The organism is Rhodococcus sp. NPDC059968 (genome assembly GCF_042738615.1).
Lineage (GTDB): Bacteria > Actinomycetota > Actinomycetes > Mycobacteriales > Mycobacteriaceae > Rhodococcus_F.
In genome coordinates, this window is record NZ_JBHWUE010000003.1 from 158,635 (window position 1) to 172,346 (window position 13,712).

The following is a 13,712-nucleotide window of genomic DNA, read 5'->3' on the forward strand; positions in this document are numbered from 1 at the left end:
AAGGTCCAAGAGGGACCCCGACATCCAAGGAGACGGAACCATGAAGTACATGCTGATCATGCGCGCCACCGACGAAACCTTCGCGGCGTTCCAGGACATCGACTTCACCGAGATCATGGACTCGATGGGCAAGTTCAACGACGAGATGATCCGCGCCGGCGTGCTGCTCGCCGCCGAGGGCCTGGACCCCGACCCCGAATCGGGTGTGGTGGTCGACTACTCCTCCGAGACGCCTGTGGTGACCGACGGCCCCTACGGCGAGACGAAGGAGTTGTTCGGCGGCTTCTGGATGCTCAACGTGGCGTCGAAGGAGGAGGCCATCGAGTGGGCCAAGCGTGCCCCGATGGCCGGTCCCGGTGCCAAGGCGGAGATCCGCCGGGTCGCCACGATCGACGAGTTCCCGCAGGACAACGAATGGGTCCAGAAGGAGCGGGCGTGGCGCGAAGAGACCGGCCAGCTCTGAGCGGGTCGACGGGTGACGGCCACACCGGGCGTGAGGCCGTCGCCGCCGTCTGGCGGATCGAGTCGGCGCGGATCGTCGGTGCGCTCGCGCGGTACACCGGCGATTTCGCGCTGGCCGAGGACCTCGCCCAGGAGGCGCTGGCCGAGGCACTCGTGAGCTGGCCACGCGACGGCATCCCCCACAACCCCGCGGGATGGTTGCTCACCGTCGGCCGGCGCCGGGCGATCGACGCGTTCCGCAGGCGCTCCGCCCTCGACGAGAGGTACGCCGTCCTCGCTCACGACCTGGGCGAGGGCGGTGCCGTCTCGGGGAGCGGGCCCGCAGATCCGGCCAAAGGCACCGGGGATGTGCTGTGGGATCCGGACCAGATCGACGACGACATGCTTGCGTTGATGTTCATCTCCTGCCACCCCGTGCTGTCGCGGGAGGCGAGAGTCGCGCTCACCCTGCGGGTGGTCGGCGGTCTGACGAGCGACGAGATCGCGAAGGTGTTCCTCGTCCCGACCGCGACCGTGCAGGCCCGGATCACCCGCGCCAAGAAGACGCTCGGGGCGGCCCGGGTGCCGTTCGACGTGCCGCCTGCCGGAGAGCGGGCCGGGCGACTCGGCTCGGTGCTCAGCGTGATCTATCTGATCTTCACCGAAGGGTCCTCGGCCAGCTCGGGTGACGACCTGATCCGCCTCGACCTCGCGAGCGAGGCACAGCGCCTCGCCCGGGTGCTGACCCGGCTCGTGCCCGAAGAGCCCGAGGCCCACGGCCTGCTGGCGCTGCTCGAACTGACCGCGGCACGGTTCCCGGCTCGCACCGGTGCGGACGGCGATCCGGTGCTGCTCGAGCACCAGGACCGCCGCCGCTGGGACCGCACCGCCATCCGCCGGGGCCGAGCCGCCCTCGCCCGCGCGGAACAGGCCGGCCGGGGGCTGGGCGCCTACGGCCTGCAGGCGGCGATCGCCGAATGCCATGCCGTCGCGCCGTCGGTCGACGCGACGAACTGGGAGCGGATCGTCCTCATCTACGAGGCACTCGGCCGGCTCGCACCGTCACCGGTGGTCGACCTCAACCGGGCGGTGGCGGTCTCCATGGCCCAGGGACCGGCCGCGGCGCTGCCGATCGTGGACGAGCTGGTGGCCGCCCAGGCGCTGTCGAACTCGCACCTGCTGCCGAGCGTTCGCGGCGAACTGCTCACCCGACTGGGACGCACCGACGAGGCGCGCACCGAACTCGAGGCGGCCGTGAAGCTGTGCGGCAACGAGCGCGAGCGGACGGTGCTCGAACGGAAGCTCGCCGACCTAGACGGGTGACGCGAGCGGGGCGTGCCGGTACGCCGCCGTCTCGAAGTCCAGGTAGCCGCCGAACGACACGGGGTCGGCGAACGGCAGGACCTGGGTGGCCCAGTACCCGGCGATTCCGTTGCGACGATCGATCCAGTAGTACGAGTTGGCGAGCCCGGCCCACCCGAGCGACCCGCGGGGCCTGCCGGTGGGTGCGTCCTCTTCGTTCACCATGAACGTGTAGGCCCACGACTTGCGCTGTCCGGGAAAGAATTCGGCGTCGTTCGTAAGGGAGGGAATCACACCCGGCAGCATCCCGACCTCTTGCCCCTCGAGGCCGTTGCACACGGCCGCCTGCACGGTGTCGGCCCGCAGGACTCGCCCACCGGCCGCGTCTCCGTCGTTCAGCCACATCCGCAGGAACTTCAGGTAGTCCCCCACCGTCGAGTAGAGGCCGTGCCCGCCCATGTGAATCTCGGGATCCTGCGGCAGCACCAGATCCAACGGAGTGAGCCGGCCGTCCTCCTCCCGCTGGTGGATGCTCGCGCGCCGGGCCGCCATCGATCCGGTCAGGGTGAAGGACGTGTCGTGCATGTCCAGGGGCGCGAACACCCGCTCGGCCATCACCTCGCCGAGGCGCTTGCCACGGATCGCCTCGACTACCTGACCGGCCCAGTCGATGTTCGTCCCGTACTGCCACTTCGCGCCCGGATCGAAGAGCAACGGTGTCCTCAGCGACGCCCGGGTCGCGGTGATCACGCCGGGCTGATCGTGCTCGACACCCAACCGGTTGTAGGTCTCGTCGAAGAAGTCGTATCCGAACCCGGCGGTGTGCAACAACAGCATCCGCGTGGTGATGTCCCGCTTCGGCGCCCTCAGCACCGGATCGCCGTGGGCGTCGAATCCCTCGATGACCTGGATGTCGCCGAGCTCCGGAACGTATTCCCGGGCGGGCGCGTCGAGGTCGAGCAGACCCTCTTCGACGCATTGCAGCACCGTGGTCCCGGTGATCGCCTTGGTGGTGGAGAAGATCGCGAACACGGTGTCGGCGGTCATCGGCTCGCGGTCGGCCAAGGACCGCACCCCGGCGGCACCCTCGAACACCGTGCGGTCGCGATCGGTCACCATCGCCACCACTCCGGGCACCCTCGGCGCGTCTTCCTCGGTCACGCTGTCGAGAACCTTGCCGAGCGCGGCGTTGAGATCGGACATCCCACTCTCCTGTCGTGTCTGTGGTCACTGACGGAACGTGACGCTATGACCGGGTGGAAGGTGGCGACGTCTCAGTTCGGCACGGCACGTCTCGGTTCGGCACATGCTGATGGCGCCGGGATCTTGGTCAGCAGTTCGTGGGTGGCCTGGGCGATGTCGGGTTCGATTCCGAGGGCACGGAGCATGGCTGCGGCGGCGTCCATTTCGTCGGCGCGGCGCCTGGCGTGGCGACGCGTTCCGTCGACGACGCGGGCAATCGTGCCGGCGTCGGCCCGGGTCAGTTCGTCGGCAATGTTCGTGGTGAGCCATTGTTCGAGGCCGAGTGCGCGACCCGCGGTGAGGGCTTCGACGATGGCCGCGGACATTCCCTTGTAGAAGATGCTGCGCAGCAGTTTTCGTTCCGCGGCCGCACCCGCCGGTGCATCGAGGATGTCGACGGATGCGCCGTAGCGGGTGAGGATTTCCGCGGCCCGGTGAGCGTCGCGGCCGCTCGCCATCAGGGGGATGCGGAGTCCGCGGCCGGGGACCGGAGCCATGATCGCCACGTCGACGAAACCGAGTCCGTGTCTGGCGGCGTGGGCGGCGAGGGTGCGTTTGAGATCGGGCGCGGCGGTGTTCATGTCCACCCAGACCTGATCGGCACTCGTTGCGGGGCCGCCCCGTTCGAGTGCGCCCTTCGCGGCGCGCGCGTTGTTCACACTGAGGACGAGGTCGGCGGTGCCGACGGCCTCGGCCTCGGAGCGGCACGCGATGGCTCCGTCCGGTGCGGCGACTTCGGGGTCGAAGGCGCGAACGGTGGCGTCGGCGGCGATCAGATCGCGCGCGAATGCGCCGCCGGCCTCGCCGAGTCCGAGGACGGCGATCGTCGTCTGCTGGGTCATCGGTTCCTCTTTCCTGGGTGGATCTGGTGCCATGTGCGATCCAGGTGACGATGGGTCGGTACAATATCGGTAACAATTTTGGTGATGATCTGAGCGGAGATAGCCCGATGCCGGTGAAGGAAGCTCGCGAGCACAGCACGGATCAGGCTGCGGTCACCGACCTGATTCGCAAGGCGATCCTCGACGGAGATTTCGCACCCAACCAACGCATGGTCGAGGCAGACCTGTGTGCGCAGTACGACGCCAGTCGCAGCGCGGTCCGGGCGGCCCTGCACGAACTCACCGCCCAGGGCCTCGTCGAGCGGATCCAGAACCGCGGCGCCCGCGTGCGGTCGGTGTCGCTGGACGAGGCGGTCGAGATCACCGAGGTGCGCATGGTCGTCGAAGGACTGTGCGCGGCGAAGGCGGCTCAGAAGATCACCGACGCGGAGATCGAGGAACTCACCGCCTTGCGCGAGGAATTGACGACGTCGGTCTCGGCCGGAGACGTGTTCGGGTATTCGCGGGCGAACCAGTTGTTGCACAAGCGCGTTCGGGAGATCAGTGCGCAGCGGTCGGCGGACGAGATCCTCGAGCGGCTGCGTGGTCAGCTGGTGCGGCACCAGTTCAAGCTGGCGATGCACCCCGGCCGGATGTCGGTGTCGCTGCCCGAGCACGTCGCCATCATCGACGCGGTGTGCGCGCGCGACCCGGAGCGGGCGGAGGCAGCCATGCGGCACCACCTGGCGAGCGTGACCGCCGCGCTCGAGGACGTCGCCGAGGCCCGGCAGGGATGACCGCACACGGGCACTCACAGGGAGACCCGTTCGAGCACTGAACTCGTCGTCGCGCGCGAACCGACGCGGTCTGTCACGAAAACCACCAGCAGCGCGGCCACGGCAAGCAGAGCGGCAATTGCGAAGGCCCCGAACCCCCACCGCGGAGTCCCGGAAGCGATGAGAACGCCGCCCAGCCAGGGGCCGAACACAGCGCCGAACCGGCCGATCCCCGACGTGAGCCCGACGGCGGTGGCCCGGAAGTCGGCCTCGCTGTGGGCGGCCGTGCCGGCGTAGACCATGGTCTGGGCGCTGAACAACCACACACCGGTCGCGAAGACCACGGCGTAGGTCGCGGCGAGCGGCAGCTGCACCGACAACGCCGCGATGCCGATGGCGGTCAACGCGAACCACACCAGCGCGGTCGGAATCGGCCCGACCCGGTCGGCCACCTGCCCGGCGATCAGCATGCCCACGATGCCACCGAGATTGATCACCAGCAGGAAACTCAGCGCCGAGCCCAGTTCGTACCCGGTCGACCTCATCATGACCGGCAACCAGGTGGCCACCCCGTACACCAGCAGCAGCCCGGCGAACGACGCCGTCCACAACGCCGGGGTGGTGATCGCACGGGATCCGGTGAACAGCCGGCGGATGCGGTGCGCAGTCGGCGACGCCGTCCCGCCCGTGCCGGTCGGGGTAGTCACGAAGTCGGTGACCGCCACCCCGCGACTACGAGCGAGCGCTTCGGCATCGGCGACGCGGCCGCGAGCGAGCAGATACCCCATCGATTCGGGGAGGAACTTCAGCATGAGCGGCACGGCAAGCATCAGCGGTAGGCCACCGAGCAGGAACAGGAAGCGCCATCCGCGACTGTCCAGGAAAAGCATGCTCAATCCCGGGGCGAGGATGCCGCCGGCCTGATGGGCGGTCATCAGCGATGCGACCATCAGGTTCGCCCTCCCGCGCGGGGCGTACTCCATGACCATCGAGATGGCGGTGGGGATGAGCCCGCCGAGGCCGAGCCCGGCCACGCCCCGCGCCGCCGCGAAGACCTCCAGCGAGGGGGCGACTGCGCAGGCCAATGACGCGATCGAGAACAACGCGACGCCTGCGACGATCGCGGTGCGCCGGCCGAGCCGGTCGGCGATCGGGCCTGCCGCCAGCGCGCCGATCAGCATGCCGAGGGTCGCGACGCTGCCCACGGTGCCGGCGGCACCGGGGTCCATACCGAGGGCCGGGTCGGCGAGCATGCGCGGCAACACCGCACCGTAGACGAACGTGTCGAGCCCGTCGCACAGGATGGCGAACCAACACAGGGCCAGCACCGAGAGAGCGAGGCGGGTCCGGGCGCGATCGGACCCGGTGTGGTCGATGGTCATGGCACTCCAGGTTTCGTGGAAGAGGGTGACTGCGGTCAGTTCTCGGCGGGCTTCAACGCGACTCGCGTGATGGGGCCCATGATGAACAGGAAGCTGCACACCGCGAGCGCTGCGCTGACACCGACGAAGATCAACGCTCCGTCGAACGATCCGGTGGCGTCGACGATGTAGCCGATCACCAGCGGCGTGGTGATGCCGGCGGCGCTCGCGAACGTGTTGTACAGGCCGCCGGACAATCCGGTTGCCTCCTTGGGGGAGGTGTCCGAGACGAGAGTCCAGCCCTGGCTGCCGAGGCCCTTGCCGAAGAATGCCAGCACCATGATCAGGATGACGACGGTCTGGGAGGTGGTGAAGTTGCAGAGGATGATCGAGGTCGACAGGGTCAACCCGGTGATGATCGGGAACTTGCGGGCCCTGGTGAGCGATATTCCCCGTTTCAGGAGGCGGTCGGAGACGATGCCGCCGAGGATGCCGCCGAGGAAGCCGAAGATTGCGGGAATGGACGCGGCGAGACCGGCGTCGAGCAGCGGCATTCCCAACTCCTCGATGAGGTAGATCGGGAACCACGTCAGGAAGAAGTAGACGATGGTGGCGATGAAGAACTGGCCCGTGTAGAGACCGAGCATCATTCGACTGCTGAGCAGTTGGCGGATGGCGTTGCCAGTATCCACCTTCGCGGCATCGGGAGCGGAACTCGCCTCTTCGATGTCGATCAGCGCACCGCCGTCGGCGATGTACTCGATCTCGGCGTCGTTGGCCATGCGGTGCTTGCGTGGCTGATCGTAGAATGTCAGCCACAGCGCGCTCAGCGCCATGCCGATTCCGCCCATGACGAGATAGGCGGAGTGCCAGCCGTGCGAATGCGTCAGCCACGCCATCATCGGGGTGAACACGACGGCCGCCGCATACTGTGCGGAGTTGAAGATGGCGGAGGCCGTGGCCCGTTCGGAGGTGGGAAACCAGGTTGCCACCACGCGGCCGTTCGACGGATACGCCGGGCATTCCGCGATGCCGACACCGATCCGCAAGGCGAACAGGGCGACCACCGCGGCGCCGATGCTCATCAGCGGCACGAAGCCCTGCAGGAGAGTGAACAGCGACCACACGAAGATGCTGACCGCATACACGCGCTTGGCACCGAACCGGTCGACGAGCCGTCCGCCGGGGATCTGGCCCAGCATGTACGCCCAGGCGAACGCGGAGAACAGGTAGCCGAGAGTGATGGCGCTGATACCCAGGTCGGCCTTGATCTCGGTGCCGGTGATCGACAGGATCGCGCGGTCGGCGTTGTTGAGCGTGGAGATGATGAAGAGCAGTGCGACGATCAGGAAGCGGATCCGGGTGCGGCGAGGCGTGGCGTCCGCGAGCTGACTACGAGTTGTCGAGCTGGATCGAATATCTGAAACGGACATGGGCTTCTCCGGAAGTCTGGTGACAGGGGCGTGAATCGGCATGGGCTATCGGCGGCGGCCGATGCCGTCATGCTCCGGTGGAGACCGTCGGTGCCACCTCGGCTGACTGGGCGCGCCGGTTCTGCCGGGTTCGGGGTCCGAAGAGTGCCAGGACGAGAGCGCCGACGAGCCAGGTGCCGGCGATGAAGTAGAAGACGCTCTGGTAGCCCGAGCCGGTGTACAGCGCGGCGATGACGAGCGGACCGACGGCGTTCGACAGGCGTCCGAGTCCGTAGGAGACGCCGGTGCCCAATGATCGGGTTCGGGTGTCGAACAGTTCCGGGGAGTATGCGTAGGCCACTGCGGTGTACCCGCGCTCGAAGAAGTTCACGAGGAAGCCGAACACCACGATCATGATCGGGTTGAACGTCAGCCCGTAGAACAGGCCACAGATCGCGATCACCACACCGAATGCGACGAGGCACCACTTACGTTCGACGCGGTCGGTGACCTGTGCGGCGAGGAAGCAGCCCAGCGGCGCACCGACCGTGGTCAGCGCGACGTAGAAGATCGACTTCTCCACGCTGAGGCCTTCCTGCGCCAACAGGGTGGGCGCCCAACTGGAGTACCCGAAGAAGCCGATCGTCTGGGTCACCCACATAACCGAGAGCAGAACCGTGGGAACGAGGTACCTCTTCTGCAGGAGCAGTCGCAGCGGCGCCTTGGTCTGCTTGGTGGCGACTGCGATCGGGGCGGCAGGCTCGGGCAGCGGGCCCGTCTCCGCGGTGACACGGGATTCGATCTGACTCAGAACGGCGTCCGCCTCGTCGTACCGGCCCTTGCTCTCGTACCAGCGGGGCGATTCCTTCAGGTGCCGGGTGAAGAGGAGGAAGAGGATGCCGAGGCTGCCCCACAGGTAGACCAGCCGCCACGACCAATCGGTGAGCGGAACGACCGCGGCGGCAACGAGGTTGGTGACGGGTGTGCCACAGATGCCGATGACGATGGCGTAGGCCTGGTACTTGCCGCGAACGGCGGCGGGGAAGATTTCGTTGACGTAGATGACCGCCACCACGGTCATGGCAGACAGCCCCGCCGAGGTGAGGACCCGCAGGACGCCGAGAGACGGGATGTCCCAGGAGAACACCGAGGCGAACGAGAAGACGGCAAACCACAGGGTGGTGATGGCCAACGCGTTCTTACGGCCCCAGCGGTCGGCGATCCAGCTACCGATGAGGGAGCCGAAGAACATGCCGACGAAGGACAGGGAGGTGACGTAGGCGACCTGGTTGACGGTGACCCCCCACAGCTTGACGAGCTTGGGGACGGTGGTGGCGAACGTGTTGATGTCCGCGAACTCGAAGAAGTAGGCGAACGAGACGGCCACCAGGGTGATCTTGTGGAATCGCGAAATCGGCAGGCGGTCCAGCCGGTTCGCTGCGTTGGAGTGCTGCACGGGAAGGCCCTTCTCGGGAAGTGTTGCGGTGGAGGGCGGCTCAGTAGTCCTCGCCCGGCCAGTACAGGCGCATCGGGTTGGCCACGAGGAGCTTGTGCTGCAGTTCCGGGGTGGTGGCCACGTGGGGAATGTGGTCGACCAGGAGCCCGTCGTCGGGCATGTGGTCGGTGAGGTTGGGGTGAGGCCAGTCGCTGCCCCAGAGCACCGAGTCGGGGAACTCCTCGACTACTTGCCGGCTGAAGGGCACGACATCCGCGTAGGAATTCTGTTCGCCGTTCAGCGCCGGCGGGCCGGTGACGGTGAGCCGCTCCGGGCAGCTGACCTTCACCCACGCCTCGTTGCGCTCGACGAAGCGGAGGAATCGACCGAACTCCGGCCCGTCGACGGGTCGAGTGACGTCCGGACGACCCATGTGGTCCACCACCAGCGGCGTGGGCAGTGTGTCGAAGAAGCCCTCCAAGCCCTCGAGGTCGGGGCCCTCGAAGTAGATGACGATGTGCCACCCGAGCGGGGCGATCTTCTGCGCGATGGAGATCAGATCGTCCTTCGAGGTGCCCTCGACCAGTCGCGGAAGAAAGTTGAACCGCACCCCTCGCACGCCGGCTTCGTCGAGTCGGCGCAACTCGGTGCCGGCGATGTCGGGGCGGACCGTGGCGATGCCGCGCGCCCGGCCGCCGGCCGCCTGAACGGCGTCGACCATCGCACTGTTGTCCGCTCCGTGACAGGTCGCCTGAACGATGACGTTGCGACTCATCCCAAGGTGATCACGCAACGCGAAGAGTTGATCCTCGCTCGCGTCGCACGGTGTGTACTTGCGTTCCGGCGCGAAGGGGAACTGGGCACCGGGCCCGAATACGTGGCAGTGGGCGTCGACCGCTCCCGCCGGCACCGCGAAGCGCGGTGTCGACGGGTTCTGGTACCAATCCAGCCAGCCCGGCGTCTTGGTGAACGGTCCGGTCACCGCCGGTAATGCGGAGGTACTTCCCAGGAACGCGTGTCGACTCAGATCCGACATAGTTTCTTTCTCCTTGGCATCCTGCACGGTGCGTCAGCAGTGCGTCGTTCTGTTGAGAATGGTTGGAAATCCCTGCGGGCCAACGAATACCGACGGCACCACCTCGCCGGCGCCCGCATCGGCGCGGCGTCGCGGCGCCGAACGAAACAGCCGGCATGGCACTCCTCACAGCGATGATTCGATCGCGTGACTCAGGTCACTCGGCACACAACCTATACGATCCGCCACGATCTCCACAACCTTCTCGTCGTGAAAAATGAGTACGTAATTGTTGACAATTTAGTCGGAAATGTGAGCTACTAGCTACCGGACGCGGTGACCCCGCCCACATCTCGGATAGCGAAGAAGGGAAGAACCATGGCAAATCAGGTTGAACCGGCTCTGCTGGTCGTCAGCGCCCATGCCGGCGACTTCGTCTGGCGTGCCGGCGGCGCCATTGCCGCCGCCACTGCTCGCGGCGAACGCGCGAAGGTCGTGTGCCTGAGCTACGGCGAGCGCGGCGAGTCCGCTCGGGCGTGGCGGGAAGGCAAGTCGCTCGAGGAAATCAAGGACATCCGGCGGGGAGAAGCGGAAGCGGCCGCGTCGGCACTGGGAGCGGAGATCGAGTTCTTCGACGCCGGCGACTACCCGCTGCTGCCCTCTCCGGAGTTGGTCGACCGGTTGGTGCACGTCTACCGCGACGTCAATCCGACTGTGGTGCTGACCCATCCGCTGATAGACCCGTACAACGCCGACCATCCCGCGGCCGCCCGAATGGCGCTCGACGCCCGGATCCTGGCCCAGGCGATCGGCTACCCCGCCGAGGGTGAGCCCCTGGGCGCGCCGCCGGTGTTCTTCTTCGAGCCGCACCAACCCGAGCAGTGCGACTTCAAGCCGAACGTGCTCATCGACATCACCGACGTCTTCCCACAGAAGCGCAAGGCGATGGAATCCCTTGTGGCGCAGGAACACATGTGGACCTATTACACCGACCTCGCACGGCGCCGCGGCGTGCAGGTCAAGCGCAACGCCGGACCGAACCTCGGCTTCAGCACCGACACGATGGGTGAGGCGTACGTGCGGTACTACCCGCAGGTGGCGGAGGTGCTGTCGTGAGAGATCCCGTCGTACTCACCGACCCGATCAAGACACCCCTCGACACCGTCGACGCCCTCGCCGAGTTCGGCACCGCGACGGTGCACGAGGCGCAGGGGCGCACCGGCCTCGCCGGCCCACAATTCCGGCCCATCCAGTCCGGCACCCGGATCGCCGGCACCGCCGTCACCGTGCTGTCCTGGCCAGGCGACAACCTGATGATCCACGCCGCCATCGAGCAGTGCGGCGCCGGCGACATCCTCGTGGTCACCACCAACTCCCCCTCCACGGACGGCATGTTCGGCGAACTGTTCGCCACCGCCCTGCAGACGCGCGGTGTCCGCGGACTCGTCATCGACGCCGGCGTCCGCGACGTCGCCGAACTGAACGAAATGGGCTTCCCGGTGTGGTCCACCGCGGTGTCCGCGCAGGGCACGGTCAAGGCCACCGCCGGCGCGGTGAACATTCCCGTGACCCTGGGCCGGGTGTCCGTCGACGCCGGTGACGTCGTGGTGGCCGACGACGACGGTGTGGTGATCGTCCCCCGTGTCACCGCGGCCGACACCGTCGCAGCCTCCCGCGCCCGGTTGGAGAAGGAAGAGGCTGCGCGACAGTCCTTCCGCGCCGGCGAGCTGGGATTGGACCGGTACGGTCTGCGTCCGGTCCTCGACTCCCTCGGCGTGCGGTACCTGTCGCAGAAGCAGTACCGGCTGGAACAGCAGGAGACGCTGTAATGGGCGGCATCGCCTGCACCTGGATGCGGGGCGGTACGTCCAAGGGGGCGTTCTTCCTCGCCGCAGATCTCCCCTCCGATCTCCGCGAGCGGGACGATCTCCTGCTGCGCGTCATGGGCACCCCCGATCCCCGTCAGATCGACGGGATCGGCGGCGCCCACCCGCTCACCAGCAAGGTCGCGGTGATCAGCCCGTCGGATGATCCGCGCGCGGACGTCGACTACCTGTTCCTGCAGGTTGCTGTGGATCAGGCCCTCGTGTCGTCGGCGCAGAACTGCGGCAACATCCTCGCCGGCGTCGGCCCGTTCGCCGTCGAACACGGCCTGGTGCCTGCCGATCCCGAGCACACGAGTGTCCGGATCCGGATGGTCAATTCGGACGGCTTCGCCACGGCAACGTTCCCGACACCGGGCGGGCAGGTCGATTACGCCGGCACCTGCGAGATCGCCGGAGTGCCCGGCTCAGCCGCCCCGATCAGCATCGCGTTCTCCGGCACCGCCGGCTCGACCTGCGGGACGCTGCTCCCGACCGGCCGCATCGTCGACACCGTCGACGGAGTGGACGTCACCTGCATCGACAACGGCATGCCGACGGTCGTGATCGCCGCCGCCGATCTCGGTGTGAGCGGTCACGAGAGCCCCGGGGAGCTCGAGGCCGACACCGACCTGACCGCGCGGCTCGCCCACATCCGTTCGCAGGCAGGCAAATTGATGGGTCTCGGCGATGTGTCCACCACGACCGTCCCCAAGATGACACTGGTCGCCGCCCCGCTCGGCGACGGCACCCTCGACACCCGCACGTTCATCCCCGTGCGGTGCCACACCGCCATCGGCGTGCTGGGAGCACTCACCGTCGGCACCGCGGTCCGGATCCCCGGATCGGTTGCCGATCGGCTCTGCCGTCACCGCGACGACGCCGTCGTCCGCATCGAACACCCCACCGGGTACTTCGACGTCGACATCGACCTGACGTACACCGGTGACGCCGGCGTCGACATCCGCCGCGCCGCCGTGATCCGCACCGCGCGCACACTGTTCGACGGCACCGTCTACCCCCGGCCCGCCGTCCCCCACACCGAGGACATCTCATGAGCACCGACGACGCCCGCTTCGACATCGCCCACCTCGGCTACGTCGAACTGTTCACCCCGACCTTCGACGAGAGCAGGTGGTTCTTCACCGAACTGCTCGGCCTGCGCGAAGTCGCCGCCGACGGCGACAGCGTGTACCTGCGTTCGTGGGACGACTACCAGCACCACTCCCTCAAGCTCACCGCCCACGACACGTCGGGCATCGGGCGGCTGGGCTACCGGACGTCGAGTGCCGCGGCACTGGAACGCCGTGTCGCGGCGATCGAGGCCGCCGGCCGCGGCATCGGGTGGCGCGACGGTGATCCCGGGATCGGCAAGACCTACACGTTCGCCGACCCCGACGGGCACCCGATGGACCTGTACTGGGAGGTCGAGAAGACCGCTCCGCCGGCGGAGTTCGCGCCGGCGCTGAAGAACCAGGCCGAGCGCTACCCGGGGGCACCCGCCACGGTCCGCCGCCTCGATCACGTGAACTTCCTCGCCGCCGACGTCGAGACCAACGGAGCCTTCGTCCGGGACGTGCTCGGCGGCCGTCCCACCGAACAGATCCGGCTGAACACCGGTAAAATCGCCGGGCAGTGGCTGACCTTCACGAACAAGAGTTACGACGTCGTCTACACCGAGGACTGGACCGGCAGCAACGGGCGTCTGCACCACATCGCCTTCGCCACCGACACCCGCGAGGACATCCTCCGTGCCGCCGACGTCTTCCTCGAGAACGGTGTCCACATCGAGACCGGACCGCACAAGCACGCCATCCAGCAGACGTTCTTCCTCTACGTCTACGAGCCGGGCGGCAACCGCATCGAGTTCTGCAACCCCGGAGCGCGGCTGATCCTCGATCCCGACTGGGACGTCGTCGAATGGACCGAGGCCGAACGGTCGAAGGGTCAGGCGTGGGGAATGAAGACCATCGAGACGTTCCACACCCACGGCACCCCACCGGTTCCGAGCACTCACTGAGAACCGGGACGCACCGTCGAAAGGG

13 protein-coding genes are annotated in these 13,712 nt (G+C 67.6%); 7 read left to right on the forward strand and 6 right to left on the reverse strand.

Features of this window, described 5'->3' with window-relative positions; all coding sequences use genetic code 11:
• Positions 1-40 precede the first annotated feature (40 nt).
• Both ACFWAY_RS04890 and ACFWAY_RS04895 read left to right on the forward strand, forming a co-directional pair.
• Positions 41-463 (forward strand): YciI family protein, encoded by a 423-nt coding sequence (locus ACFWAY_RS04890; RefSeq protein ID WP_378509965.1) that lies wholly within the window; start codon positions 41-43, stop codon positions 461-463.
• The gene (locus ACFWAY_RS04895) at positions 436-1,764 is read left to right on the forward strand and encodes an RNA polymerase sigma factor (RefSeq protein WP_378509966.1); all 1,329 of its coding nucleotides are present in this window, start codon (positions 436-438) and stop codon (positions 1,762-1,764) included. Before ACFWAY_RS04890 ends, ACFWAY_RS04895 begins: the two co-directional genes overlap by 28 nt.
• Here ACFWAY_RS04895 and ACFWAY_RS04900 read toward each other — a convergent pair.
• Positions 1,753-2,946 carry a serine hydrolase domain-containing protein gene (locus ACFWAY_RS04900; RefSeq protein ID WP_378509967.1) on the reverse strand — a complete coding sequence of 398 codons (1,194 nt, stop codon included), beginning with the start codon at positions 2,944-2,946 and terminating at the stop codon, positions 1,753-1,755. The genes ACFWAY_RS04895 and ACFWAY_RS04900 overlap by 12 nt on opposite strands.
• Positions 2,947-3,017: 71 nt before the next feature.
• Positions 3,018-3,827: a DUF1932 domain-containing protein gene (locus ACFWAY_RS04905; protein ID WP_378509968.1), complete on the reverse strand. Its 810-nt coding sequence runs from the start codon at positions 3,825-3,827 to the stop codon at positions 3,018-3,020.
• Between the two features lie 107 nt (positions 3,828-3,934).
• On the opposite strand from ACFWAY_RS04905, the gene ACFWAY_RS04910 reads away from it, so the two are divergent.
• A complete protein-coding gene (locus ACFWAY_RS04910; protein ID WP_378509969.1) occupies positions 3,935-4,603 on the forward strand; it encodes a GntR family transcriptional regulator in 669 nt (222 codons plus the stop codon).
• 14 nt (positions 4,604-4,617) lie between these two features.
• Here the strand turns inward: ACFWAY_RS04910 and ACFWAY_RS04915 are convergent, their stop codons facing one another.
• The 4 genes from ACFWAY_RS04915 to ACFWAY_RS04930 all read right to left on the reverse strand — a co-directional run bounded on the left by ACFWAY_RS04915 (position 4,618) and on the right by ACFWAY_RS04930 (position 9,826).
• Positions 4,618-5,964, reverse strand: a complete 1,347-nt coding sequence (locus tag ACFWAY_RS04915; RefSeq protein ID WP_378509970.1) for an MFS transporter — start codon at positions 5,962-5,964, stop codon at positions 4,618-4,620.
• 35 nt (positions 5,965-5,999) lie between these two features.
• Positions 6,000-7,376, reverse strand: a complete 1,377-nt coding sequence (locus ACFWAY_RS04920; RefSeq protein WP_378509971.1) for an MFS transporter — start codon at positions 7,374-7,376, stop codon at positions 6,000-6,002.
• A 67-nt stretch (positions 7,377-7,443) separates the two neighbouring features.
• Positions 7,444-8,811 (reverse strand): MFS transporter, encoded by a 1,368-nt coding sequence (locus ACFWAY_RS04925; protein ID WP_378509972.1) that lies wholly within the window; start codon positions 8,809-8,811, stop codon positions 7,444-7,446.
• Between the two features lie 40 nt (positions 8,812-8,851).
• Positions 8,852-9,826, reverse strand: coding sequence for an amidohydrolase family protein (locus tag ACFWAY_RS04930; RefSeq protein ID WP_378509973.1), 975 nt, complete (start codon positions 9,824-9,826; stop codon positions 8,852-8,854).
• Positions 9,827-10,183: 357 nt separating this feature from the next.
• Between ACFWAY_RS04930 and ACFWAY_RS04935 the strand changes: the two genes are divergently transcribed.
• The 4 genes from ACFWAY_RS04935 to ACFWAY_RS04950 are packed head-to-tail and all read left to right on the forward strand — an operon-like array spanning position 10,184 to position 13,687.
• Positions 10,184-10,921, forward strand: a complete 738-nt coding sequence (locus ACFWAY_RS04935) for a PIG-L deacetylase family protein (protein ID WP_378453042.1) — start codon at positions 10,184-10,186, stop codon at positions 10,919-10,921.
• Positions 10,918-11,634: a 4-carboxy-4-hydroxy-2-oxoadipate aldolase/oxaloacetate decarboxylase gene (locus tag ACFWAY_RS04940; protein ID WP_378509974.1), complete on the forward strand. Its 717-nt coding sequence runs from the start codon at positions 10,918-10,920 to the stop codon at positions 11,632-11,634. Before ACFWAY_RS04935 ends, ACFWAY_RS04940 begins: the two co-directional genes overlap by 4 nt.
• Entirely contained in the window at positions 11,634-12,725 is a 1,092-nt protein-coding gene (locus tag ACFWAY_RS04945) for a 4-oxalomesaconate tautomerase (protein ID WP_378509975.1), read from the forward strand. Before ACFWAY_RS04940 ends, ACFWAY_RS04945 begins: the two co-directional genes overlap by 1 nt.
• Positions 12,722-13,687: a VOC family protein gene (locus tag ACFWAY_RS04950; protein WP_378453039.1), complete on the forward strand. Its 966-nt coding sequence runs from the start codon at positions 12,722-12,724 to the stop codon at positions 13,685-13,687. Before ACFWAY_RS04945 ends, ACFWAY_RS04950 begins: the two co-directional genes overlap by 4 nt.
• The last annotated feature ends 25 nt before the right edge of the window (positions 13,688-13,712 follow it).

Bases quoted from the DNA above. Each gene is read 5' to 3' on its own strand.
- ACFWAY_RS04945 (WP_378509975.1), top strand. From the start codon at position 11,634: ATGGGCGGCATCGCCTGCACCTGGATGCGGGGCGGTACGTCCAAGGGG.
- ACFWAY_RS04935 (WP_378453042.1), top strand. From the start codon at position 10,184: ATGGCAAATCAGGTTGAACCGGCTCTGCTGGTCGTCAGCGCCCATGCC.
- ACFWAY_RS04920 (WP_378509971.1), bottom strand. From the start codon at position 7,376: ATGTCCGTTTCAGATATTCGATCCAGCTCGACAACTCGTAGTCAGCTC.
- ACFWAY_RS04905 (WP_378509968.1), bottom strand. From the start codon at position 3,827: ATGACCCAGCAGACGACGATCGCCGTCCTCGGACTCGGCGAGGCCGGC.
- ACFWAY_RS04930 (WP_378509973.1), bottom strand. From the start codon at position 9,826: ATGTCGGATCTGAGTCGACACGCGTTCCTGGGAAGTACCTCCGCATTA.
- ACFWAY_RS04915 (WP_378509970.1), bottom strand. From the start codon at position 5,964: ATGACCATCGACCACACCGGGTCCGATCGCGCCCGGACCCGCCTCGCT.
- ACFWAY_RS04950 (WP_378453039.1), top strand. From the start codon at position 12,722: ATGAGCACCGACGACGCCCGCTTCGACATCGCCCACCTCGGCTACGTC.
- ACFWAY_RS04910 (WP_378509969.1), top strand. From the start codon at position 3,935: ATGCCGGTGAAGGAAGCTCGCGAGCACAGCACGGATCAGGCTGCGGTC.
- ACFWAY_RS04890 (WP_378509965.1), top strand. From the start codon at position 41: ATGAAGTACATGCTGATCATGCGCGCCACCGACGAAACCTTCGCGGCG.
- ACFWAY_RS04900 (WP_378509967.1), bottom strand. From the start codon at position 2,946: ATGTCCGATCTCAACGCCGCGCTCGGCAAGGTTCTCGACAGCGTGACC.